Annotated in this window: 18 protein-coding genes, 1 tRNA gene and 1 CRISPR repeat array; of the genes, 9 read left to right on the top strand and 10 right to left on the bottom strand. The window is 67.9% G+C overall.

Annotation, left to right across the window (positions count from 1 at the left end; all coding sequences use genetic code 11):
* Positions 1-564: a CRISPR direct-repeat array (repeat unit 36 nt; unit sequence GTTGCCGCTAGACCGCGATCTCTGAGCGGCTATAGT).
* Positions 565-637: 73 nt separating this feature from the next.
* Genes cas2 through cas9 form a run of 3 tightly spaced genes read right to left on the bottom strand, consistent with a single transcriptional unit; the run spans position 638 to position 5,273 of the window.
* Positions 638-976 (bottom strand): CRISPR-associated endonuclease Cas2, encoded by a 339-nt coding sequence (gene cas2 / locus B2515_RS17285; RefSeq protein WP_293878480.1) that lies wholly within the window; start codon positions 974-976, stop codon positions 638-640.
* Entirely contained in the window at positions 973-1,899 is a 927-nt protein-coding gene (gene cas1 / locus B2515_RS17280) for a type II CRISPR-associated endonuclease Cas1 (RefSeq protein WP_293878478.1), read from the bottom strand. Before cas1 ends, cas2 begins: the two co-directional genes overlap by 4 nt.
* Positions 1,900-1,910: 11 nt before the next feature.
* Positions 1,911-5,273 carry a type II CRISPR RNA-guided endonuclease Cas9 gene (cas9, locus tag B2515_RS17275; protein WP_293878476.1) on the bottom strand — a complete coding sequence of 1,121 codons (3,363 nt, stop codon included), beginning with the start codon at positions 5,271-5,273 and terminating at the stop codon, positions 1,911-1,913.
* A 609-nt stretch (positions 5,274-5,882) separates the two neighbouring features.
* Between cas9 and B2515_RS17270 the strand changes: the two genes are divergently transcribed.
* The 3 genes from B2515_RS17270 to B2515_RS17260 are packed head-to-tail and all read left to right on the top strand — an operon-like array spanning position 5,883 to position 9,236.
* Entirely contained in the window at positions 5,883-6,833 is a 951-nt protein-coding gene (locus B2515_RS17270; RefSeq protein ID WP_293878474.1) for an intradiol ring-cleavage dioxygenase, read from the top strand.
* A 40-nt stretch (positions 6,834-6,873) separates the two neighbouring features.
* Positions 6,874-8,301: a cysteine--tRNA ligase gene (gene cysS, locus B2515_RS17265; RefSeq protein WP_293878472.1), complete on the top strand. Its 1,428-nt coding sequence runs from the start codon at positions 6,874-6,876 to the stop codon at positions 8,299-8,301.
* Positions 8,298-9,236, top strand: coding sequence for a D-2-hydroxyacid dehydrogenase (locus B2515_RS17260; RefSeq protein WP_293878470.1), 939 nt, complete (start codon positions 8,298-8,300; stop codon positions 9,234-9,236). Before cysS ends, B2515_RS17260 begins: the two co-directional genes overlap by 4 nt.
* Here B2515_RS17260 and B2515_RS17255 read toward each other — a convergent pair.
* Complete coding sequence (locus B2515_RS17255) at positions 9,230-10,225, bottom strand: M48 family metallopeptidase (RefSeq protein WP_293878468.1); 996 nt, start codon at positions 10,223-10,225, stop codon at positions 9,230-9,232. The two genes, B2515_RS17260 and B2515_RS17255, sit on opposite strands and share 7 nt — an antisense overlap.
* Before the next feature lie 122 nt (positions 10,226-10,347).
* On the opposite strand from B2515_RS17255, the gene B2515_RS17250 reads away from it, so the two are divergent.
* Both B2515_RS17250 and B2515_RS17245 read left to right on the top strand, forming a co-directional pair.
* Complete coding sequence (locus tag B2515_RS17250) at positions 10,348-11,721, top strand: class II 3-deoxy-7-phosphoheptulonate synthase (protein WP_293878466.1); 1,374 nt, start codon at positions 10,348-10,350, stop codon at positions 11,719-11,721.
* A 78-nt stretch (positions 11,722-11,799) separates the two neighbouring features.
* A tRNA-Glu gene (locus B2515_RS17245) sits at positions 11,800-11,874 on the top strand.
* Positions 11,875-12,030: 156 nt separating this feature from the next.
* Here the strand turns inward: B2515_RS17245 and B2515_RS17240 are convergent.
* The 4 genes from B2515_RS17240 to B2515_RS17225 form a co-directional block, all read right to left on the bottom strand.
* On the bottom strand, positions 12,031-12,246 hold the full coding sequence (locus B2515_RS17240) for a hypothetical protein (RefSeq protein ID WP_293878464.1): 216 nt from the start codon (positions 12,244-12,246) through the stop codon (positions 12,031-12,033).
* 47 nt (positions 12,247-12,293) lie between these two features.
* Positions 12,294-12,500, bottom strand: a complete 207-nt coding sequence (locus B2515_RS17235; RefSeq protein WP_293878462.1) for a hypothetical protein — start codon at positions 12,498-12,500, stop codon at positions 12,294-12,296.
* Between the two features lie 69 nt (positions 12,501-12,569).
* Positions 12,570-13,364, bottom strand: a complete 795-nt coding sequence (locus tag B2515_RS17230) for a DeoR/GlpR family DNA-binding transcription regulator (protein ID WP_293878460.1) — start codon at positions 13,362-13,364, stop codon at positions 12,570-12,572.
* On the bottom strand, positions 13,361-14,857 hold the full coding sequence (locus B2515_RS17225; protein ID WP_293878458.1) for a glycerol-3-phosphate dehydrogenase: 1,497 nt from the start codon (positions 14,855-14,857) through the stop codon (positions 13,361-13,363). Before B2515_RS17225 ends, B2515_RS17230 begins: the two co-directional genes overlap by 4 nt.
* 117 nt (positions 14,858-14,974) lie before the next feature.
* Here B2515_RS17225 and glpK point away from each other — a divergent pair, with 117 nt between their 5' ends.
* Both glpK and uxuA read left to right on the top strand, forming a co-directional pair.
* The gene (gene glpK / locus B2515_RS17220) at positions 14,975-16,468 is read left to right on the top strand and encodes a glycerol kinase GlpK (protein ID WP_293878456.1); all 1,494 of its coding nucleotides are present in this window, start codon (positions 14,975-14,977) and stop codon (positions 16,466-16,468) included.
* 120 nt (positions 16,469-16,588) lie between these two features.
* Positions 16,589-17,773, top strand: a complete 1,185-nt coding sequence (gene uxuA, locus B2515_RS17215) for a mannonate dehydratase (protein ID WP_293878454.1) — start codon at positions 16,589-16,591, stop codon at positions 17,771-17,773.
* 158 nt (positions 17,774-17,931) lie between these two features.
* Here the strand turns inward: uxuA and nhaA are convergent, their stop codons facing one another.
* Complete coding sequence (gene nhaA / locus B2515_RS17210; protein ID WP_293878452.1) at positions 17,932-19,329, bottom strand: Na+/H+ antiporter NhaA; 1,398 nt, start codon at positions 19,327-19,329, stop codon at positions 17,932-17,934.
* Between the two features lie 318 nt (positions 19,330-19,647).
* Here nhaA and B2515_RS17205 point away from each other — a divergent pair, with 318 nt between their 5' ends.
* Entirely contained in the window at positions 19,648-20,160 is a 513-nt protein-coding gene (locus B2515_RS17205; RefSeq protein ID WP_293878450.1) for a MucR family transcriptional regulator, read from the top strand.
* Positions 20,161-20,235: 75 nt separating this feature from the next.
* Here the strand turns inward: B2515_RS17205 and B2515_RS17200 are convergent, their stop codons facing one another.
* Positions 20,236-20,511, bottom strand: a complete 276-nt coding sequence (locus B2515_RS17200; protein WP_293878448.1) for a DUF1488 family protein — start codon at positions 20,509-20,511, stop codon at positions 20,236-20,238.
* A 379-nt stretch (positions 20,512-20,890) separates the two neighbouring features.
* On the opposite strand from B2515_RS17200, the gene B2515_RS17195 reads away from it, so the two are divergent.
* Complete coding sequence (locus B2515_RS17195) at positions 20,891-24,289, top strand: M10 family metallopeptidase C-terminal domain-containing protein (protein ID WP_293878446.1); 3,399 nt, start codon at positions 20,891-20,893, stop codon at positions 24,287-24,289.
* Positions 24,290-24,307 lie beyond the last annotated feature (18 nt).

The following is a 24,307-nucleotide window of genomic DNA, read 5'->3' as shown; positions in this document are numbered from 1 at the left end:
GTTGCCGCTAGACCGCGATCTCTGAGCGGCTATAGTCCGTCACGTCCTCGTGCTGCAACCCGCCCAGTTGCCGCTAGACCGCGATCTCTGAGCGGCTATAGTTGCTCGAACACCTCGCCGAGGCGTGCGATCGTTGCCGCTAGACCGCGATCTCTGAGCGGCTATAGTGCTGGATATAGACATACGGCTCCAGCCACGAGTTGCCGCTAGACCGCGATCTCTGAGCGGCTATAGTGGTCCTTGGGAGCGCCGTAACGGTCGTAGCGTTGCCGCTAGACCGCGATCTCTGAGCGGCTATAGTTGTCGGCGTCCGTTGGCCGGTATCAGATCAGTTGCCGCTAGACCGCGATCTCTGAGCGGCTATAGTACCACAAGCTCAACAACGAGCGGCGATTGAGTTGCCGCTAGACCGCGATCTCTGAGCGGCTATAGTCGCGTGGCGCGGGCCGGATGGAACGGGCAGTTGCCGCTAGACCGCGATCTCTGAGCGGCTATAGTGCCCCGTAAGTGGAAGGGCGCGCAGAAGCTGTTGCCGCTAGACCGCGATCTCTGAGCGGCTATAGTGCATCAGCCGCTATCGTATTGATCTTCAACACGATAGCGGCCGATCGCCAATCCAAAAAACACCCCGCATCCATCAAAATAGCGCCAGCTGGCCGGGATTCGTCCGCGGCCTGCGGCGGCTCTGCCCCGAGAAGCGGACGATATTCTCATACTGCCGGTCGGTGAAACTGAGGATGTGCACCTCGCCCCGATCGGGCAGATGCGATTCCACCCGCCGCATATACGTCTCGAACTGCTCCTTGCCGTTGCAGAAGCGCGCGTAGACGGAGAACTGGCTCTTCTCGAACCCCTCGTCGAGCAGGAATTCGCGAAACTTGGTGGCGGCGCGGGCCTGGTCCTTCGTGGTCACCGGCAGGTCGAACATCACGAAGATCCACATCAGGCGATATCCGCTGAGCTGGATCGCGGTCACGCCGCGATCAATGTATCGAGCCCGGCCAGTTCCAGCGCGGACGGGGGGACGGGCAGCACGATGTCGGCCGCCTGCCCACTCTGGAACGCACGCGCGAGGCTTTGCGCCGCGCGGTTGGCGGCGCCTGCAACCGTGGTCGTCCCATCCGTCCCGGGCAAATCGAGCGCGATCAACCCGGCGAAGGCGTGCTTCGCCGCGGGGGTCAGCGTCGTCACACCCCGCGCCACCAGCCGCACCGCGAGCAGGTCGACCAGCGCCCGGAACGGCTCGATCAGGTCGTCGGCCAGTGCGAATGGGTTCGTACGGTTGGCATGGTGGACGCCGATCGACGGATGCAGCCCGGACGCGACCACCGCCCGTGCGCACAGCGAACGCAGCACCGTATAACCGTAATTGAGGAGGGCATTGACGTCGTCCGCATCGCGATCGCGGCGAAACCCCTCGCCCATCAGCAACGGCCAATACCGCCGCGCCGCCTGCGCCTCGACATTGTCGGGATCGCCCGATCCGACACGCCGCGCGAGAAAGTCGAAGGCGGTCGCGGATACGCCGTTCGCCTCCAGCGCCGCCGCCTGCCAGCGGATCTTGGCGATGACGATCCGTCGCCACAATTGCTTGGACAGCGGCCGCCCCGCCTCCCATTGCGCACGCATCCGGCTGTTCTGCGCGTGATGGCCGTCGAGCGGCAGGCACACCGCCACCGGCGCGTGATTGGAGCCGCACAGCAGCATCACCGCCCCGCGCTGCGCCAGCGCAACGACGACGTTGGTGGACCAGGTGATGCCGTGGGCATTCACGATTATCGCGGCGATATCGTCGAGCGGGATGCGGCCGACCTCGACGCGTTTGTCCGACACGATCAGGAAGCCGCGGTGCGCGGAGAGATGGCGGCCGTCGGTGGCGATATCGACGATCCGCTCCATTCCCCGGCCCGTCAGCCCCGCGACGCGCGTCGGGCGGTGCGTGCCGGGAACCCGGGATCGAGCACGCGGCCGAGCTCGTCGACCCGCACCTGCCGCGCCCGCGCGCTCTTCAGACCGCCGCAGGTCGGCGCGATATATTTGAACGGATCGTCGTCGTTCGACGCGGCATCGCGACGCTTGAGGTCGCCCGCCTGCTGCGGCTCGGCGAGCGTGATCTGCCCGTTCTGCCCGAACTTGACGACGCGCATCAGCCGCCGCGCCTCGCCGTCGCGTTCGATCGCGAGCAGGTCGTTCTGATGCAGGCTGAGCACCTTGCGCGCGGCCGGATGCGGTCGCGGCTGGTCGGCGGACTGGTGCGCGTCGAACATCGACACGACGCTCGACACCGCCTTGCCCTCGCGATCCTTCCAGCTCGTCACCCACTTCCCGTCCGGCAATTCCCACACGTCGTAACGATAGTTGGAATCGCCCTTATAGCCCTTGTAGATATGTCCATTCCGGTCACGGATCGGGATGACGGCAAGCGGTTCGACGACGCGGACGCGGCGAATGCGTCCATAAGGGTGCCAATCGCGGTCTGGGAATTCCGCGAGTGCCCGTTCGAATGCCTTGCCCTCCAGCCCTTCCAGCTGGCGATAGAGCGCGGCGCGCAGGTCCGTGTCGCGGATCCGGTCGAGGTCGGCGAGCTTCTTGAACGAGGCCAGCGGCACCCGGCGGACGACGATGCTGTTGCCCTTGGCGTCCGTCTCCCCGGTCAGGCCGTAAGCGGTGTCGTTGTGCAGCCGCCCGGCGGTCGCGTCCTTGCCCTTCGCGAGCCCGGCCTTGGAGACGGTGCCGTGATCGGTGCGATGGCTGACGGTGATGGCGTTGATCGCATCGCGCAGGTCGTCGCGGAAGCTCGGCCACGGCAGCGGCACCTCGATCCTCTCGCGGCCCTCGGCACCCAATTGCCCCGACACGCGGGACATTTCGTTGAGCAGCCCGCGGTCGACGATCGCGACCACCGCGGCGTCGATCGCATGGTGGCGATGATCGCGCCGGTTCTTGGCCTGATCCGCACCGCCCGCATAATTGTGGTCGGGCAGCAGGTCGTTGAGGCCGAGCTTGCGCCGCACCATTTCGGTCAGCCGACCCGGCGATACCCAGACATGGCCACTCCCCTCGCCCTTGCCCGGATAGAGCGTCGCCAGATATTCGCGCGACAGCCGCGCCAGATATTGCGTGTCGACCAGATGCCGGGCCTGAAAGCCGCTGGCGTCCGCGAACTTCTCCATCGCGTCCGGTTCAAACCGCCAGCGCTTGTTGCGCGGCAGTTGCGCCGCGCGGGCGGCTATGGCGTCCCAGCGGTCGGTATGGCCCCATGCCTGATAGGGCGAGCGCTTGCGCTTGTCGCGATTGGCCTCCCGCGTGCAGAGGATCTTGTTGCCGTTGCTGTCGTCCAACGTCGCGCTGAACGGCAGGATGTGATCGACCTCGACCGCAGCGGAAAACAGCATGTCGATCGAGATCCGCACGCCGCTATAGACGCAGCGCCGGTCGAGGACGTTGTCGGCATTCAGTTCTTCCCACAACTTCAACAATGCGCGATTGCCGCCGGTATCGGGCTGGCCGATCGCGATCAGCTTTTCGGAGCGGCGCTCGGAGGCGATGCGGTTGGTGTTGTTCTCGCGATTCTGCCGCTGCTTGTCGTCGTCGGTCAGCTTGAGTTCGCGCGCGAGTTCGATCGCGATCTCCGCCGGCGGACCATAGGCCCGGATCAGGCGGTTGACGACGCGACGCAGCTGGTTGAGCCCGATATGCACGGTCGGGTTGGTCAGGCGGCCGATCCGCATTTCCTCGGGATCGGTGGGATCGCCGGTGCCCGGCATGATATGCCGCTCCAGCGCGACGCCATAATAGGGCAATTGCGGGCGGCCCTGCCCATCCTCGAACACCTCGCCGGTGCGGTGATCGCTGTGATGCCCCAGCCCCGCCTCCGCCACCGCCTCGCTGTAGACGAGCACGCGCCCGTCGCGTTCGCCGTCGCGCAAAGCGTCGATCAGGCGTTCGGTGGCGGTTTGCCCGAAACGGCCATAGCCCTGCGGCCGGGGCGCGTTGGCGATGGCGCGGGCCTGCTCCGGCGTCAGATCGTAGGTCGCCGCAAGCCACTCGCGGAACGTCGCATCCTCGGCATCGCTCTCGACCTGTTCGCGGGCCTCGATCACCGCCCATTGCTCCTCGACCGACAGATGCAGCCAGCGCGTGCCGAAGCGCGTCTTCGCCTGCATGACGGCGGCGACCTCGTCCCCCTTCAGGTCGGGACGGTTCTCGCTCTCCTTGTTGAAACGGGCGTCGGGGTCGAGCTTCAACTCCTTGCGCAGGCTCAGGAAGGTGACCTTCGCCTTGTCCTTGAGCTTGAGGTACAGCCGGTCGCGTTCCTCGCGGGTCAGGCGCTGCGCGACCTCGCCGGGACGGACGATCATCAGCGCGTTGATTTCTTCCAGCAGCCGGCGGCGCTGGAACAAGGGGTGCGCCTTGGGCAGGCGGCGGTCACCGGCGATCAGCGTGCACATGCCGATCTGCGGCGCCTTCAGCGGGCGCTGGTCAAAGACGATCTCGTGCAGGCGCGCATAGACCTGGTCGGTCAGCACGTCGGGATGATGCGGCGCCTGCGCCTGCCAGATTGCGTCGAATTCCTCCGCGATCAGGGCGCGGCCGGGATAGAAGTCGTAGCCGTCGCCCTTCGCGCCCTCGCCGGTTTCGGGGCGCAGGCGGGTGCGGACGCTCGGGATGGCGTTGGCATCGCTCGCCGAGGCGCGGCGTTCGTGCAGCCATTTGCCGTAGGTCCAGCTGCCCGGTTCGGCACCGGCTTTTTCCTCCGCCTCGGCGATAGCCTCGCGGGTGCGATCGATCCCGACCGCGATCTTGCCGGCGTCGTCGTCGGCCTTGCGATCCGCCTTGCGGTTCGATTTGAAGCCGCGACGCTGGTTGAGGTGGAACAGCGCCCGACCGAGTTCGGGCAGGGTCAGCGCCTCGTCCAGCGCGCGGGCCCGCAGCGCATAGGGATCGAGCGCGGCCAGCGCCTTGCGTTCCTCCTCCTCCGCGGGGAACAGGCCGTCCGCGACGAGATATTTGAGCAGCCCGCGCTGGCGCTGCTGGAACCGATCGCGACGCCGTCGCATCGCCCGTGCGTCACGGCGCGCGACGGCGAGGGACTCGCCGGACTTGGCGTCGCGGCCGGCCCCGTTCGCACCCGAGCTGAAGATGCGAGAACCGGCGGCGAGGATCGATACGGGCTTGCCATCGACCGGCGCATCGAGTTCGATCGCCACCCAGCCGAGTGAATTCGCGCCGAGGTCGACGCCAAGGCGCCATGGCCGATTATCCTGTCCCATCGTCTGTAACCCCCGGTGTTCGTTGCCATCGTGCAAGCTGCTCTATCGACGTCAAGCAGGATCTGCGTCCGGATCGAACCGACGTGGAGCAATCGCCACTTGACGACATCTACCGGAGAAGGCATTCCGAGTTCTCAGAGATCGCGGTCTGGCAGTTAACAAGTGTCAATTCGCACCAGATAAGGGCGACGCTGCGGCGTCGCCTTTTTTCGTTTGGGGATTGCCCGGCGGTTCGGCATCGAGATGCAACCGTCCGGTCTTATCTGCCGGTTCGTGCAGCCCATCGGTCACCCACGAATGCAGACAGGGACAGCATGATCGGGTGGCTGTTCCACCCATCCGTCATTGCGAGCGCAGCGAAGCAATCCAGGACGTCCGGGTCCGGCTCTGGATTGCTTCGCTGCGCTCGCAATGACGGGATCCGGCTCGGCGCGAGGCTCGTCGATAGGCGCGACCTCGGGATCGGTCGGGGGCGGCGACCACGCGCGTCGCGCCGGACGCCTGCCGGCGATGCCGCTGCAACATGGTGAAACAAAACCAGCCGCACCGGACATATCGCGGTGATCTGGCTGCGACATGCCTTCCCTCACATCACCGGGAGGAACCCTCATGCCGCATCACGATACAGACAGCCCCCATGCACACGGTTCCCATGCGCACGGCCCCCATGCGCACGGTCATAGCCTCGCCGACGACCTGCCGCTGCTCGAGGCGCAGGTAGCGCGGCGGCGGGCGCTGAAATGGTTCGCGGGCGCCGGTACCGCGGCGCTGGTCGCCGGCTGCGGCGGCAGCGGATCGGAGAGCGGCAGCGTCGCGGTGGTCAGCGGCACCGCCACGGCCACGCCGACCCCGACCGCCACCACGACGGCGACACCCACGCCCACCGCGACAGCGACGGCGACCGGCTGCCTCGTCGATCCGACCGAAACCAACGGCCCCTACCCCGCCGACGGCACCAACACCTCGTCGGGATCGACCAGCAACGCGCTGACCGCGAGCGGGATCGTCCGCAGCGACATCCGGTCGAGTTTCCTCGGCACCAACACGGTCGCCACCGGCGTCACGCTGACGCTGACGCTGACCGTGGTGAACGTCAACGCGAGCTGCGCGCCGCTGGCGGGCTATGCGGTCTACATCTGGTGCTGCGACCGGCAGGGCCGCTATTCGCTCTATACGGTCGCGGCGGAAAGCTATCTGCGCGGTATCCAGGTCACCGACGCCAACGGGCAGGTGACGTTCACGATGATCGTCCCGGGCTGTTACGACGGCCGCTGGCCGCACATCCACTTCGAGGTCTTCTCCAGCCTGTCGACCGCCACCAGCGGCCGCTACGCCTCGCTGGTGTCGCAGCTGGCGATCCCGGCGGCGGTGTGCAGCACGGTCTATGCCGACACCGCGACCTATCCGTCGAGCGCGACCAATTTCGCCCGCGTGTCGCTGTCCAGCGACAATGTGTTCGGCGACAACAGCGCCGCGCAGCTGGCGCAGCAGATCCCGACGCTGACCGGCAGCGTCGCGGCGGGCTATACCGGCAGCGCGCTGATCGGACTGGCGCGCTAAGCCTTGGCGGCGGCGTGCGGGGCGGGCTAAGGCATACGGCATGACGCCGCTGACGCTCTACAACAGCCTGACCCGCAGCCTCGAGCTGTTCCAGCCCGCCGATCCGGCCAACGTGCGCATCTATTCGTGCGGGCCGACGGTCTATCACTACGCCCATCTCGGCAATCTGCGCGCCTATCTGTTCACCGACACGCTGGGGCGGACGCTGACGTGGAAGGGCCATGGCCTCACCCACATCATCAACATCACCGACGTCGGCCACCTGACCAGCGACGCCGATGCCGGCGACGACAAGATGGAGGCGGCGGCGAAGGCGAGCGGCCAGGATATCTGGGCGGTCGCCGACCATTATACGCAGGCGTTCAAGGCGAACCTCAGGGACCTCAACGTCCGCGATCCGGCGCGCTTTCCGCTGGCGACCGACCATGTCGAGGGGATGATCGCGTTCGGCGAGGCGATCGCCGACAAGCATTGCTACCGCTTGCCGGACGGGCTCTATTTCGACACCTCGACGGTGCCCGACTACGGCCGGCTGGCGGGCGTGCGCGACGAGGGGCCGGTCGAGGGGCGGATCCAGACGGTCGAGGGCAAGCGCCACGCCGCCGATTTCGCGATCTGGCGGACGAGCGCGCCGGGCGAGAACCGGCAGATGGAATGGGACAGCCCCTGGGGCCGCGGCGCACCGGGCTGGCACCTCGAATGTTCGGTGATGAGCCGCCAGTATCTTGGGCCCCATTTCGACATCCATACCGGCGGCATCGACCATCGCGAGATCCACCACCCCAACGAGATCGCGCAGAACCAGGCCTATAGCGGCACCGCCGACAGCGGCGCGACGGTGTGGATGCACAACAACTTCCTCGTCGACCGGGCGGGCAAGATGTCCAAGTCGTCGGGCGAATTCCTGATCCTGCCGGCGCTGGTCGAGCGCGGTTTCCACCCCCTCGCCTATCGCCTGATGTGCCTGCAGGCGCATTATCGCAGCGAGCTGGAATTTTCGTGGGACAATCTGGCGGCGGCGCAGACGCGGCTGAAGCGGCTGGTGCAGACGGTCGCGGCGCTGCGCGCCCGCGGCGAGGCGAAGGGGGCGGCGTCCGCGCAACCCTATGCCGAGCGGCTGGATGCGGCCCTGTCCGACGATCTCAACACGCCAAAGGCCCTGCCGGTGCTTGACGAACTGCTCGCCGACAAGCGGATCGGTCCGGCCGACCGGCTGGCGGCGCTGGCCGATTTCGACGCGGTGCTCGGGCTCGGCCTGCTGACGCTGTCGCGCGAGGATCTGCGTGTGCGACCGAAGGATGCCGGGATCGACGCGGCGGGGGTCGCCGCGCGGCTGGTCGAACGACGCGAGGCGCGGGCGGCGAAGGATTTCCCGCGCTCCGACGCGATCCGGGACGAACTCGCGGCGCTGGGCGTCGAGGTGATGGACGGCGATCCGCTGGGCTGGGACTGGAAGGTCATATCATGAAGGCAGTGCTCCCCGCCGTCGCACGCGGCTTGCTCGAACCGCATCTGCCCGCCGCCATCGCGCCGGCGTGGTTCACGACGCCCGCGGAAGCGAACGCGATGATCGCGGATGCGGCGATCGCCTGGGTCGACATGCAACCGACCGCGCTGGTCGCCGACGCGATCCGCGCGGCGGGGCCGGATCTCAAATGGGTGTCGACCATCTATGCCGGCCTCGATGCCTTCCCGCTCGATCTGCTGCGCGACCGGGATGTGACGCTGACCAACGGCGCCGGGATCAACGCGGTCACGGTAGCCGAATATGCGGTGCTCGGCATATTGGCAGCGGCGAAGCGGCTCGACGTGGTGCTCCGCGCCGCCGACCGGCAGGACTGGCTCAAGGACGCGCCGGGCAAGATCGAGCTCGACGGCACCAAAACGCTGGTGGTCGGCTACGGCACGATCGGGCGGTTGATCGGCGACCGGCTGGCGGCGTTCGGGGTCGAGGTGACCGGCGTCACCCGGTCGGGGCGCGACGGCACGCTGACGCCCGATGCCTGGGTGGAACGGCTCGGCGACTATGACTGGCTGGTGCTCGCCGCGCCCTCGACCGACGCCACCAAGGCGCTGATCGGTGCGCAGGAGCTGGCGGCGATGAAGCCCTCGGCATGGCTCGTCAACATCGCCCGGGGCGACATGATCGACCAGCAGGCGCTCCACGCTGCGCTTACCGACGGCAGCATCGCCGGCGCCTTCCTCGATCCCACCGATCCCGAACCTTTGCCCGCCGGCCACCCGCTGTGGACCGCACCCAATTGCATGATCTCCATGCACATGTCCGGCCGCAGCCAGACCCAGATGTTCCAGCGCGGCGCCGCACTGTTCCTCGAAAACGCGCATGCCTTCGTCGCCGGCCGGCCGATGCGCAACGTCGCCGACCTCGCATCCGGCTATTGAAGCGGGCGTTCCGCGTCGGCGATCAGCGGCGGCACGTACGGCCGCCCCGCCCCCGCCGGGATCCGCGCGATCTCCGCCTCGATCGCCTTCGCGCGCGCGGTGGACGAGGGGTGCGTGCGGCTGCGGAACAGCCCGCCGTCGACGTCGCCGCCGTGATCGCGCCAGAAGCGCACCGCGATCTGCGGATCGTAGCCGGCGTTGCGCAGCAGATACATGCCGAGCAGGTCCGCCTGATCCTCGGTCAGCCGGAACAGCCGGCCGTTGCGCCCCACCTCCGCCAGCAACCCGCGCTTGACGCCCGCCGCGTCGAGCCGGCGGGCATGATGCAGGATATTGTGCGACAGCTCGTGCGCGACCACCACCGCGACCTCGTCGTCGCTGTAGCGTTCGAAGAAGCGGACGCCGATCTGGACGATCCGGCCGTCGGCGGACGCCTCCATCCCCGGCCCGAGCAGCACCTCGAACGCGCTGCGGCACCCCGGCGATGCGGGGATGCGGACGGTGCGCGTCTGCCCGTCGCGCCGCAGCACCATGTCGAGCGGGCGGTCGGCCGGCAGCGCCGCGATCGCGTCCACCGCCGCGTCGCGGCCGGCGCTGCTCGCCCCCTTCGCCGGCGGTACGGCGTCGAGCGGCCGGCCGTCGACCGACACGATGCCGTCATTGGCGCGCACGCCGGCGCTCGCGGCGGGCGAGCCCGGCACCACCGTCTCCACAGCGATCGGCGTTTCGAAGCCGAAGCTGCGCCGCGCCTGATCGCGCAAACCGGCGTCATATTGCCCGATCGCATGGATCGCCCAGCCCGGCGTCGGCGCCCGGTCGCGGCACAGCGTCGCATTGGCGGTCGTCAGGCGATAGGCGATCCCCGCCATCCGCCCGTCCACCGCGCGCAGCGCGTCGAAGGTCGCGGCGGTGTCGTCCGCCGCCACGCCGATCGCAGGGGTCGCGGTCGCCAGCGCAACCAGGGCGAGGCGCATCGTCAGCTTGCTCATCGCGCTCCTCTAGCGGGGCCGGCACGCCATGACCATCGCCACCCCCAAGCGTTCCTTCATTGCGCAAAGACCGTTTTGGGCGCATGTCGCCCGGCGTTTACACCCCGAAGGACGACATGATTATGGCCGCGAACTGGGCCCCCGACAGCTGGACCAAGGCCGAGGCCCGCCAGCTCCCCGACTATCCCGATGCCGCCGCGCTCACCCGCGCGACCGACGCGCTGGAGACGTTTCCGCCGCTCGTCTTCGCCGGCGAGGCGCGCAACCTGACCGCGGAACTGGGCAAGGTCGCCGAGGGCAAGGCGTTCCTGCTGCAGGGCGGCGACTGCGCCGAATCGTTCGCGGAACATAGCGCCAACAACATTCGCGACACCTTCCGCGTCATCCTGCAGATGGCGGTCGTGCTGACCTTCGCCTCGAAGCTGCCGGTGGTGAAGCTCGGCCGGATGGCGGGCCAGTTCGCCAAGCCCCGCTCCGCGCCCAACGAGACGATCGATGGCGTCGAACTGCCGAGCTATCGCGGCGACAACGTCAACGACATCGCCTTCACCGCCGAAAGCCGCATCCCCGATCCGCAGCGGATGATCCGCGCCTATTCGCAATCGGCGGCGACGCTCAACCTGCTGCGCGCCTTCGCGCAGGGCGGCTATGCCAATCTGCATCAGGTCCATCGCTGGACGCACGACTTCATGGGCCGCAGCCCGTGGACGAAGAAATATGCCGAGACGGCGGACCGGATCGGCGAGGCGCTCGAATTCATGGCCGCCTGCGGGATCGATCCCGAGACGGTGCCGCAGCTCGCGCAGACGCATTTCTACACCAGCCACGAAGCATTGCTGCTGCCGTTCGAACAGGCGCTGACCCGGCAGGATTCGCTGACCGGCGACTGGTACGACACGTCGGCGCACTTCCTGTGGATCGGCGACCGCACCCGTTTCGAGGGCTCGGCGCACGTCGAATTCCTGCGCGGCATCGGCAACCCGATCGGCGTCAAGTGCGGCCCCAGCCTGGAGCCGGACAATCTGCTGCGCATGCTCGACACGCTCAATCCGGGCCGGGTGCCGGGGCGGATGACGCTCATCACCCGCTACGGCTATGACAAGATCGAAACGCATCTGCCGAAGCTGGTGCGCGCGGTGACGCTCGAGGGGCATCCGGTGGTGTGGAGCTGCGATCCGATGCACGGCAACACCGTCAAGGCGGTGACCGGCTACAAGACGCGGCCGTTCGACCGCATCCTCGCCGAGGTGCGCGGCTTCTTCGCCGTCCACCGCGCCGAGGGGACGCATGCCGGCGGCATCCATGCCGAAATGACCGGCCAGAACGTCACCGAATGCACCGGCGGCGCGATCGACGTCACCGAACAGTCGCTCGCCGACCGCTACCACACGCATTGCGACCCGCGCCTCAATGCGGGGCAGAGCCTGGAACTCGCGTTCCTGCTCGCCGAGATGCTCAACGAGGAAATGGCGGAGCGCCGCCGGGCCGCCGCCTGACGCGTTTCCGGTGGGGCGTCGAGAGAAGTCTCTTGACGCCCCACCGCCCGCCGCTTAGGAGCGCGCTTCACCGCACATGGCCCCTTCGTCTAGCGGTTAGGACGACGCCCTCTCACGGCGTAAGCACGAGTTCGATTCTCGTAGGGGTCACCAGCGGCGGCTGTCACAGCCATCGGCAGCGACGCGCGGCGAAGTCGAAACCCATCACCGTCGAAAACCCGCTCAGACGTCATTCATGCCGGCGAAGCCATGGTCGCCTGACCCGGCCCGAACCCAAAAAAGTTCGCGTCCCTCGCGAACGGCTCTCGATCAGCCGCCGTTCAGCGCCAACGTCGCCGATCGCAGGGCGAACGTCCGGTCCGCCGCACCGGGCGGCAGGTCGCCCCATGCAAAGGCGGAGCGGTGGCATGCCGCCTCCGCCCAGATCCGCGCCGCGAGATGCGAGACCTGCGCCGGCGTCGCGGGGATGCCGCTCGCGACGCAGGCGACCAGTTCGTCGGCCATCAACGGGCTGGCACTCTTCACGATTTCGACCTCCGGATGACGGAGGCGACCCTTAGCTCAGCGCTGTGTCAGCCCCATGACAGCCGCGCGGACGGCACCGAGCCATTGTCGTTGACGGGCGACGCGCGAAGGCCGCTGGCGGCGGCGCTCGCCTCCGCCTCGCTGGCATAGACCACCGGCAGCCACCGGCCGTCCAGCGCCGAACGCAGGCCCCACCGGCCGTCGAATTCGGGCTGGGGCAGTCGTGCGGCGATCACGTTGCGTTTGTGTACCATGCGCGCGCCCCTAGCCGACCCGCCACCCGGACGAAAGCCGTTTCGCAGGTGCAACGTCGCCCGTGCGTGTCACGCCGCGGCAGTGCCACCCCGGTCGGCATCGGTTTCGGCGATACGGACGCCCGCCGCGACGCAGGCGGCGCGCAACGCCGGTGGCGCGCGATCGGTCACCAGCCAGTCGATATCGTCGAGGGTGCCGATGCGCACGGGCGCCGGCCGGTCGAGCTTGGAGGCGTCGATCGCCAGGATCACCTGACGCGCGTTATGGATGATCGTCTGCGACACGCGCACCTCGTCCACGTCGTAATCGAGGAAGTCGCCATTGGCTTCGATCCCCGATGCGCCGATCAGCGCGATATCGACCTTGAAGCCGCGGATGAAGTCCATCGCGATGCCGCCGGTCACCGCGCGGTCGCTCGGGCGGACGCGACCGCCGGCAGCGATCACCGCGATCCCCGGCCGGTCGGCGAGGATGTCGACGACGTTGAGGTTGTTGGTGATGACCATCAGCCTGGTCCGGTCGACCAGATGGCGGGCGATCGCCTCGGTGGTGGTGCCGATGTTGATGAACAGGCTGGCCCCGTCCGGGACCAGCGCCGCCGCGGCCGCGCCAATCGCCGATTTTGCGGCGACGGCGATACCGCGCCGCTCGGCATAGGCGAGATTGTCGGTCCCCGAACCCGGCACCGCACCGCCATGGACGCGGGTGAGCAAGGCGCGGCGTTCGAGCGACGTCAGGTCCTTTCGGATCGTCTGCGGCGTCACGCCGAGCGTATCGGCCAGCCCCTCGACCGAGACGCGCCCCGCCTGCCGCGCGAGATCGACGATGCGCGCATGGCGCGTCGGCACGTCCGCGTCGCTCATGCGAGATACGCCGCCAGCCGCTCCGCGGTGCCGGCGGGCACGTGCAGGCCGAGCTTGCTGCGGCGCCACAGCACGTCCTCCACGGTGCGCGCCCATTCGTGCGCGACGAGATAATCGACCTCCGCCGCATGCAGCCCGCCACCGAGATCGGGGCCAAGGTCCTCCACGGTCGCGGCGCTCGCGAGGATCGCCTCCACCCGCGTGCCATAGGCCCGGGCGAGGCGGCGCAGCAGCGCCGGCGGCAATTGCGGATGGCGTGCCGCCAGTGCGTCCGCGAACCGCCCGAAATCGGCATCGGGCATGTCACCGCCGGGCAGCGGCGCGCCCGCGGTCCACGCCGGACCTGCGTCGGGCAACAGCGGCGCGAGATCGCGCAGCGCATGTTCGGCGAGCTTGCGATAGGTGGTGATCTTGCCGCCATAGACGCTCAGCATCGGCGCCCGCCCCTCGTCCGCGTCGAGATCGAGGACATAGTCGCGCGTCACCGCGGAGGCATTGGCCGCCTTGTCGTCGTAGAGCGGCCGGATTCCCGAATAGCTCCAGACGATATCCGCCGCCGCCACCGGGCGCGCGAAATAATGGCGGATGGTGTCGAGCAGATAGCGCGTCTCCTCCGCGTCGATCGTCGCGCGGCCGGGCGGGTCGGTCCATGGCTCGTCGGTGGTGCCGACCAGCGTGAACGCGCCCTCATAGGGGATGGCGAAGACGATGCGGCGATCGGCATTCTGCAGCATGAAGGCGTGATCGCCCTCGTAGAGGCGCGGCACGACGATATGGCTGCCCTTGACCAGCCGCACCGACCGGTCGTTGCGTGCGCCCGCTGTCCGTCCGATCACGTCGGCGACCCACGGCCCGGCGGCGTTGACCAGCGCGCGCGCCGCGACCTGCCGGCGGGTGCCGTCCGCCTGTTCCAGATCGGCGGTCCAGCCCGTGCCCGTCCGGCTCGCGGCGATCAGGCGCGTGCGGGTGGCGATCGTCGCGCCACGCTCCGCCGCGTCGAGCGCGTTGAGCACGACGAGGCGGCTGTCCTCGACCCAGCAGTCCGAATAGACGAACGCCCTGCCCGCCCGCGGCGACAGCCCCGCCCCCAGCGGCGAGGCGGCGAGCGCGACGCTCTGCGTGCCCGGCAGGCGCTTCCGCCCGCCGAGGTGATCGTAGAGGAACAGGCCGAGCCGTACCATCCAGGCGGGGCGCGGCGATTGGGTCTGCGGCAGGACGAAGCGCAGCGGCCAGATGATGTGCGGCGCCATGCCCCACAGCCGTTCGCGCTCGATCAGCGCCTCGCGCACCAGCCGGAATTCGCCATATTCGAGGTAGCGGAGCCCGCCGTGGATCAGCTTGGTCGACGCCGAGGAGGTGTGGCTGGCGAGATCGTCCTGCTCGACCAGCAGCACCGACAGGCCGCGTCCGGCGGCGTCGCGGGCGATGCCGGTGCCGTTGATGCCGCCGCCGACGATGAGCAGGTCCAGGGGGTCGTCCGGCCATCGCTCCATCGTGCTACACCCTTCGTTGTCGTCGGCGAGCCTAACGCATCCCGCGACGAACCGAAACACTTGACCTTCGTTCGAAACGATCCGAACTTTCGAGCGAAATACTATGGGAGAGGCGACGTGGCCAAGACGCATATCCTGGTGATCGATCAGGGCACCACGTCGACGCGCAGCATCGTCTTCGATCACGCGGCACGGCGGGTCGGCATCGCACAGGCCGAATTCGCGCAGCATTATCCCCAGCCGGGCTGGGTCGAGCACGACCCAGAGGACATCTGGCGCGACGCGCTCGCTACGGCGCGCGACGCACTGGCGGCGAGCGGGCTGACCGCGCAGGACCTTGCCGCGATCGGCATCACCAACCAGCGCGAGACGGCGGTCGTCTGGGACCGGGCGACCGGCGAGCCGATCCATCGCGCGATCGTCTGGCAGGACCGGCGCGGTGCGCCGCGCTGTCAGGAACTGAAGGCGGACGGCGCCGAGGATCTGGTGCGGGCGCGGACCGGGCTGCTGATCGACCCCTATTTCTCCGCGACCAAGATCGCCTGGATGCTCGACCATGTCGCCGGCGCCCGCGCCCGCGCCGAGCGCGGCGACCTCGCCTTCGGGACGATCGACAGCTTCCTGCTCTGGCGGCTGACCGGGGGTGCTGTGCACGCGACCGACATCACCAACGCCTCGCGGACGATGCTCTACGACATCCACCGCCAGTGTTGGGACGCCGAATTGTGCCGCCTGCTCCGCGTGCCCGAGGCGATGCTGCCGCAGGTCCACGACAATGCGCACCTCTACGGCACCACCGACCCCGCCCTGCTCGGCGCGGCCGTGCCGGTGGCGGGGATCGCCGGCGACCAGCAGGCGGCGCTGTTCGGGCAGGCGTGCTTCGATCCGGGCATGGCCAAATCCACCTATGGCACCGGCTGTTTCATGCTGCTCAACACCGGCGAGGAGGCGGTCGAATCGCAGCATCGCCTGCTCACCACCCCCGCCTACCGGCTCGACGGACGGACGACCTATGCGCTGGAGGGGTCGATCTTCGTCGCGGGTGCGGCGGTGAAGTGGCTGCGCGACGGTATCGGCGTCATCACCCACGCCAGCCAGACCGACGACCTCGCGACCCGCATTCCCGACAATCATGGCGTCTATATGGTCCCGGCCTTCGCCGGCCTCGGCGCGCCGCATTGGGACCCGGAGGCGCGCGGCGCGATCTACGGCCTGACGCTGGGCGCGGGCGCGGCGCATCTGGCGCGCGCGGCGCTGGAGGCGGTGGCGTTCCAGACGATGGACCTCGTCGAGGCGATGGCGGCGGACGGCGGCGGCCGGCCCGCGATCCTGCGCGTTGACGGCGGCATGGCGGCGAACGACTGGCTGTGCGGCTTCCTCGCCGACATGATCGACACGCCGGTCGAGCGCCCCGACGACTTAGAAACGACCGCCCGCGGCGCCGCCTTCCACGCCGGCCTCGCGACCGGCGTCTGGTCGGGGCTCGACCATCTGTCGACGCTGTGGTCGCGCGAGCGCTGCTTCGAGCCGGACATGACGGCGGAGGCGCGCGCGCCGCTCGTCGCCGGCTGGCGGGATGCGGTACGGCGCACGCTGGGGCCGCGCCGATAACGCAAACGCTTATCGCTGTCGCAGGTGGTCATACCAATCTGGACAGGCCAAATTTCACCCGTTAAGCGTCAGCCTCGGTGCCATTTCCCGGCAGCCGATGGAACGACGTGAGGCGATGTGATGGCCGGTGAGCCCGTGATGATGACGCAGACGATGCGCTGGTTCGGCCCCGCCGACCCCGTGAGCCTGCGCGACATCCGCCAGGCGGGCGCGCGCGAGGTCGTCACCGCGCTGCACGACCTCCCCAACGGCGCGGTCTGGCCGCAGGAGGCGATCGCCGCGCGCCGGGCGATGGTGCAGGCGGCGGGGCTCGACTGGACGGTGGTCGAGAGCCTGCCGGTGCATGAGGAGATCAAGCGCCGCGGGCCCGACTGGGATCGCCTGATCCACGCCTATCGCGACAGCCTGCGCCATCTCGCCGCCTGCGGCATCCGCGTCGTCACCTATAATTTCATGCCGCTGCTCGACTGGACGCGGACCGATTTGGCCTGGCCGCTGCCCGACGGCGCGCTGGCGCTGCGCTTCGAGATGGCGGCGGTGGCGGCGTTCGACCTCCACATCCTCCGCCGCCCGGGCGCGGCGCGCGACTATTCGCCGGAGATGATCGCCGCCGCCGACCGCCACTTCGCCGCGCTCGACGCCGATGCGCGGCACCGGCTCGAACGCACGATCATTGCCGGCCTGCCGGGCAGCGAGGAAAGCTTCACCGCTGCCGCCTTCCTCGAAGCGATCGGCACCTATGACGGCATCGACGCCGACCGGCTGCGCGCCAACCACGTCGCCTTTCTCGAGGCGGTCTGTCCCGTCGCCGACGCGGCGGGCGTGCAGCTGGTCGTCCACCCGGACGATCCCCCCTTCCCGCTGTTCGGCCTGCCCCGCGTCGTCAGCACCGAGGCTGACGTCGCGGCGCTGTTCGCGGCCGTGCCCAATCCGTCGAACGGGCTGTGCCTGTGCACCGGTTCGTTCGGAGTGCGCGCCGACAACGACCTGCCCGGCATGGTCGACCGGCTCGGCGACCGGATCGGCTTCCTCCACCTGCGCGCCGTCCAGCGCGAGCCGCAGGGCGCGTTCCACGAGGCGGTGCATCTCGGCGGCGACGCGCGGATGCCCGCCGTGGTCGCCGCGGTCCAGCGGCTGCAGCGCCGCACCGGCCGCAGCATCCCGATGCGCCCCGATCACGGCCACCAGATGCTCGACGACCTCGGCAAGCACACCAATCCCGGCTATTCGCTGCTCGGCCGGATGCGCGGCCTCGCCGAACTGCGCGGACTGGAAACCGGCATCGCCCACGCCACGCTGGTCTGACGCGACCTTCCACGTCAATGGGTCGCGCAGAGGACGCAGAGGCGTGGCGCCCACCGCATCCACGTCCCTTTCTATCCAACGTCGAAGATGAGAGGGCCACGCCGCCTCAAGCGGTCCATCTCCGCGCCCTTCGCGCCTCCGCGCGAACCCATTCTCCGTTAAACCTGCCGATCGTCCCCCACTGGCCCGGCTGCCTTCCAGAACATGACGTAACCGAACACGCCCGACACGACCGAGGCGACGAGGATCGCGAGCGCCGCCAGCTCGGTCTGCACCGGGTCGGTGAAGGCGAGTTCGGCGATGAACAGCGAGATGGTAAAGCCGATCCCGGCGACGCCGCCGATGCCCAGCACCATCCGCCAGTTGACGCCCTCGGGCAGCGACGCCGCCCCCACCCGCGTCGCCGCCCAGGTCGCGGCGAGGAATCCCAGCGGCTTGCCGATCACCAGACCCGCGACGACGCCGATGGCGAGCGGCGCCTGCACCGCCTCCGCGATCAGGTCTGCGGAGAAATGGATGCGCACGTTCGACAGCGCGAACAGCGGCAGCACGATATAGGACACCCAGGGCGTCAGCACCCGGACCAGCCGTTCGGCCGCCTCGTCGGTCGCCGCCGCCATCTCGTGGATATAGCCCAGCCGCCGCTGCGCGCTGTCCCGCTGTTCCTCCGCCTCCGCCGGGTCGTCGGTCCGTTCGGCCGCGGCATGCGCTGCCTTGAACTGGTCGATGGGCTTTTGCACCCGCTCGGCGAACCGCCCCTCCGACAGTCGCGACCGCGTGGGCAGCAGCAGGCCGACCGCGACCCCGGCGATCGTCGGATGCACGCCCGAGCCGAACACGCCGATCCATACGACGATGCCGAGCAGCACATAGGGGATCGGCGCGACCCAGCGCAGCCGCAACAGGCCGAGGATACCGGCATAGGCCACGCCGGCGAGGCCGAGGAACCACAGGTCGATCGACGCGGTATAGGCGACCGCGATCACCAGCAGCCCGAACACGTCGTCGATCGCGGCAAAGGCGAGCAGCACCGCGCGCACCGCCACCGGCAGCCGCGTCGTGAACATCGCGACGATCGCGAGGCTGAACGCGGTGTCCATCGCCGCGACGACGCCCCAGCCATGCTGCGACGGCGTGCCGAGGTTGAACGCCAGATAGATGGCGATCGGCACGACGAGCCCGCCGATCGCGCCGACGATCGGAAACACCGCGGTGCGCAGCGACGACAGCGATCCCTTGACGAACTCCCGCTTCACCTCCGTCCCGATGATGAGGAAGAACAGCGGCATCAGCGCATCGTTGATCCACTCGGCGGCGGGCCGGGCGAACGACCAGCTGCCATAGCTGATCCGCACCCCGCGATCCCACAGCCGGATGTACTCGGCCCCGATCGGCGAATTGACCACGACCAGCGCGATCAGCGTCGCGATCAGCAGCGGGCCGCCGGAAATCTGCCCGATCGCGAAAAAGGGTTCGATCTTCTGCAATATCGCCGCCGCGGGCGAATGGTGCGCGCGCGCCGCCACCTGCCCGGACAGACGTGGAGTTAGCGCCATGAATATCCCGTCTCGTAAGCCCTTGAAACAATACACTTGAGCGAAGCGCTCCGTTCCCGCCGCCCGGCGGTGCCCGCCGACTCCCACGGCAGCCGGATGAGGGATCGCGCCGCCTGAAGGAACTTCGACTAGACCGGCCGATTCTTCGCGCGGCACCGTTATTCCGGTTCACCGTCACATAACCACAATTGATCGACTGCGCCGATGACATCAGCCGAAATTGTTCTTTTGACTTTATCCCGGCAAAAGTCTTTTACGGCAATGTCGATCCTCCCCCAGGTATCGACATGACCCCGTCCGACCAAGCGAGTAACCCGAATGAACAAAGAGACGAATACCGTCGAGCTTGCCACCGAGCTGACCATTGCATGGCTCAGCAACCCCAACACGCGCACGTCGGCGGATGATGTTCCCGCATTCCTGCAATCCATGTTCGCGGCGGTCGGCAAGCTGGCGAATCCCGAAGCGGGCGAGACCGAAGCGACCGCCCAGGAGCATGTCCCGGCCGTGTCGGCGCGCAAGTCGCTCGCCTCGCGCGATCACATCATTTCGATGATCGACGGCAAGCCCTATCGCACGCTGCGTCGCCACCTGACGACGCACGGCCTGACGCCGGACGAATATCGCCAGCGCTATGGCCTGAAGGCGGACTATCCGATGGTCGCGCCGTCCTACAGCGAGAGCCGCAGCGCGATGGCCAAGACGATCGGCCTCGGCCGCAAGGCCGGCGAAAAGGTCGAACAGTCGGCTGCCGGTGCGGTCAAGACGGTGCGCAAGGGCGGCAAGGCCGCGTTGCAGGCCGCCAAGGAAACGCTCGGCGTCGACGAATAATCGTCACGTCATCGGCGGGGCGGCGTTCGACGGCGCCGCCCCGCTCTTCTCAGACCCGTCTATTCCCGGACCCGTTTATTCAAGGTCGTTCTCGCTTATCACGATCAGCGACTGGTCCGGATTGCGTGCCAGCGCCGCCAGCCCCGCCTCGGCGATCTCGTCCGAAAAGCGGTTGAACATCTCGACCGCATCATCCTCTTCGGGGGCATCGCCGCTCAGCGCTTCCAGCACGTCATATTGCACGGCGAACTGCAACTCTTCGGCATCGACTTCGCCGGAGAATTCCACCTGCCGCTCGTTCGGATTGTCGAGCACGGTGGCGATGTCGATGTCGAGTTTGTCTGCGGCCATAGAAAACCTCTTTGCATTGATATGATCCGCGGATCGCGGATCTGACGGCATAGCGCGAGGGAGCAGGCGATGTTCCGCTTCGTCGGCGATGCGATGCGTCGGCGGGGCATGCCGACCGCCCCTCCCTGCCCGCCGTGGTCGCGCAAGGCAATCGCGCCGCGCGCCGATCGCCCGTCGGCACGTAAAGATATGTCGGCAAGTAAAGATATGCGGTTAACGTCCCGGTCCGATCACCGGGGCCGGCATGGTGCCGCATTGGCACAACATCCTGTGCTCTCTTCTGTTTTATCCCCCTTCGACATCTGTGCGCATCTTGCTACGGGCGAAGCAACGGGGGCCTCCGGCAGGCCATCTGATGGTTAACGGGGAATCTTTCGGCATGGCGAACGCGGCACCGGTCATTCTGGACGGCAATCTGAACGAATGGACCTCGGCGGACCGGATCGATCGCGGCCTGCCCGCAGGCTATGCGATCTACGCCAAGGCGGACGGGGTCGATTTCGTCTTCGCGATGACGGCACCGACGGCGATCGGCGCCAACACCACCGCCTGGCTCAACACCGATCGCAACGCGACCACGGGCTATCAGGTGTTCGGCTTTGCCGGCGGCGCCGAATATAACGTCAACTTCGCCGCCGACGGCACCGTCTCGCTCTATCGTGGCGGCGCCGGCGAAACCCTCGTCGCGGGCGGTCTGCAGGCGGCGTGGAACGCCGATCGCACGACCGTGGAATTTCGCGTGCCCAAGGTGGCGGTCGGCAATCCGCAGGCGATCGACACGATCTACGACGTCAACGACAGCGTCTACCTGCCCGGCAGCTATTCGTCCGCGCCGTTCACCGTCTTCAACGACACCGGCGTCACCGCCGCCGCCGATCACCGTATCGCGATCGTCTGGTCGGAAACCACCGCGAACAACTATTTCAGCAAGACCGCTTATTCGCAGCTGTTCATGGCGGCGCAGAGCCAGGCGATGCAGGCCGGCGTGCCGTTCGACATCCTGACCGAAAGCGACCTCACCAGCCTCGCGACGCTGGCGAAATACGATTCGATCGTCTTTCCCTCATTCCGCAACGTCGAGGCGGGCAAGGCCGACCTCATCGCGCAGACGCTGGAACAGGCGACCAAACAGTTCGGCATCGGCCTCGTCGCAGCGGGCGAGTTCATGACCAACGCCGCCGACAACAGTGCGCTTCCCGGCGACAGCTATGCGCGCATGAAGCTGCTGTTCGACGCGACCCGCGTCACCGGCGGATTCCCGGCGGACGTCACCATCAAGGCGACCGACGCGGCCGGCACCGTGTTCGACGGCTATGCCGACGGCCAGGTCGTGCGCCAATATGCGGGCGTCGGCTGGAATGCGTTCAAGAGCGAGAGCGGCACCGGCACGACGATTGCGACCGAGACGATCAACGGCCAGACCTATTCCGCCGCGATCGCGACGCAGACCGGTGGCCGCAACGTCATCTTCTCGTCCGAAGCGGTGATGGCGGACGACAATCTGCTCCAGAAGGCGATCGACTATTCGGTCCATGGCAGCGGCCTGTCGGTCGGCGTGCAGATGACGCGCGAAGCCGGCATGTTCGCCTCGCGCGTCGACATGGACCAGAGCCAGGAGCGCGAGGAGGTCAATCCCGCAAACAACGCGCCCGGCATCTACGACAAGCTGCTGCCGATCCTCACCGAGTGGAAGAACACCTACAATTTCGTCGGCAGCTATTACGTCAACGTCGGCAACAGCCCGACGACGGGCCAGTCGACCGACTGGGCGGTGTCGCTGCCCTATTACAAGCAGCTGCTCGACATGGGCAACGAGCTGGGCTCGCACAGCTATACCCATCCCGAGAACACCAACCTGCTGACCGACGAACAGATCAAGTTCGAATTCGGCCAGTCGCGCGCCGAGCTGGAAAAGCAGCTCAGCGCCTTCCTCGGCAAGACGGTGACGGTCGGCGGCGCCGCGGTGCCCGGTGCGCCCGAACAGATCGCGACCAGCCAGGAAATCCTGAAGTACGTCACCTATCTCAGCGGCGGCTATTCGGGCGTCGGCGCGGGCTATCCCAACGCCTTCGGCTTCATGACCCCGCAGAACGCCGCGGACGACAAGGTCTATATCGCGCCCAACACCTCGTTCGACTTCTCTCTGATCGAATTCCAGAAGAAGACCGTCGCCGAGGCGAGCGCGGTCTGGGCGAAGGAACTGGCCGGGCTGACCGCGGGCGGCGACGCCCCCGTCGTCGTCTGGCCATGGCACGATTACGGCCCGACGATGTGGACCAGCGACGGCACCGTCAGCGGCTACACCAAGCAGATGTTCACCGACTTCATCGCGCAGGCGGCGAAGGCGGACCTCGAATTCGTGACCCTCGCCGATCTCGCGACCCGGATCAGCGCGTTCCAGAACACGACGATCACGACGAAGGTCGTCGGCGACACGATCACCGCGACGGTCGGCGCGACCACCGGCACCTTCAGCCTCGACATCGACGGCCAGGGCAAGGGACAGGTCATCAAGAGCGTCGCGGGCTGGTATGCCTATGACGCGGACAAGGTGTTCCTGCCCAAGGCGGGCGGCACCTATACGATCACCATGGGTGCGGTCGCCGACGACGTGACCCACATCACCGCGCTGCCGATGCGCGCCGAGCTGACCGCGCTGAGCGGCGACGGCCGCGACCTGTCGTTCACCGTACAGGGCGAGGGCAAGGTCGTCGTCGACGTGAAGGCCCCCGGCACCGACTGGGTCACCGTCACCGGCGGCAAGATCGCCAGCCAGATCGGCGAGATCCTGACGATCGACATCGGCACCATCGGCACCCACGACGTCAAGGTCGGGCACGAGGCGAACGTCGGCCCGGTGCTGACCTCGTTCGGCGGCGGCACCACGGGTGCGCTGTCGATCGCCGAAAACGGCACCGCGCTGACCACGATCACCGCGACCGACGCCAATATGGTCTGGGGCGATTCGATCAAATATTCGATCCAGGCGGGCGGCGACGGCAGCAACTTCACGATCGACGCGACCACCGGCGTGCTGAAGTTCATCACTGCGCCCGATTACGAGGCGCCGACCGACGCCAATCGCGACAATGTCTATGCGGTGACGGTCGTCGCCACCGACGCGCGCGGCGCGATCGACACGCAGACGCTGACGATCGGCGTCACCGACGTGGTCGGCATCACCAAGACGGGGTCAATCCTGTCCGAAACGATGACCGGCACCAGCGAACAGGACGTGCTCGACGGCAGCTGGGGCAATGACGTCATTAACGGTCTGGGCGGCAACGACCGCCTGATCGGCGGGCTCGGCAACGACACGCTGAACGGCGGCGACGGCAACGACACGCTCTTGGGCGGCGACGGCACCGACACGATGGACGGCGGCGCGGGCGACGACATCCTCACCGGCGGTCGCGGCGTCGACCTGCTGACCGGCGGCGCGGGGCGGGACATCTTCCGCTTCGAGGCGACGACGGACAGCGGCGCCGCGCTCGGCACGCGCGACATCATCCGCGACTTCATGCAGGGCGAGGACCGGATCGACCTCTCGGCGATCGACGCCAACACCTCGCTGCTCGCCCGCGGCGACCAAGCGTTCAACTTCATCGGCCAAGGCACCAAATTCACCGCCCCCGGCCAGCTCCGCTACAGCTACCAGATCATCAGCGGCAAGGAATATACGATCGTCGAGGGCAACACCGACTCCGGTTCCGCCGCCGATTTCTCGGTCGCCTTGCTCGGCCATCACGCTTTGACTGCAAACGACTTCTTCATGTGATCGTGTGATGACGCGGTC

The sequence above is a fragment of the Sphingomonas sp. UBA978 genome (assembly GCF_002292295.1).
GTDB lineage: Bacteria > Pseudomonadota > Alphaproteobacteria > Sphingomonadales > Sphingomonadaceae > Sphingomonas.
This window is presented reverse-complemented; position numbering and strand designations above follow the sequence as displayed.